Below are 408 nucleotides of genomic sequence, written 5' to 3' on the forward strand. Positions count from 1 at the left end.
CGGGCCGCCAGCTCCCGCAGCCGGGGCAGGTCGCACGGCTCGGGGGAGGCCAGCACGACCCGCCCGATCAGCCGGCCGGGGGCGACCGGGTCGCGGGCCAGGTCGGCGGCGTCGTACTCCGCGAGGAACGCCCGCGTGTGCGCCCACCACCGCCGCCGGTACTCCTCGTCGCGCAGCGGCAGCTCACGGGCGTACATGCGCAGGTCGTGGTCGAGGAACTTGGCCCGCGCCCTGCGCGCCAGCCGCTTCTGCCCGGCGTCCAGCAGGATCTCGTGGGCGGTGCGGCACGCGCGCGTGCGGGCCCGCCAGTTGTCGACGCCCGCGCGGTCCAGGGAGATCGACAGCCGCCGCGCGGACCGGCGGACGTGCCAGACGTACACCGGGTCGGGGACCAGCGCGACGCGCGGG

Annotated in this window: 1 pseudogene; it reads right to left on the reverse strand. The window is 77.9% G+C overall.

Going from position 1 to position 408, the window contains the following annotated elements:
* Nucleotides 1–408 (reverse strand): annotated as a pseudogene (locus B7767_RS41550) (transferase); the annotation flags it as partial.

The organism is Streptomyces sp. 13-12-16, assembly GCF_002114215.1.
Classification (GTDB): Bacteria; Actinomycetota; Actinomycetes; order Streptomycetales; family Streptomycetaceae; genus Streptomyces.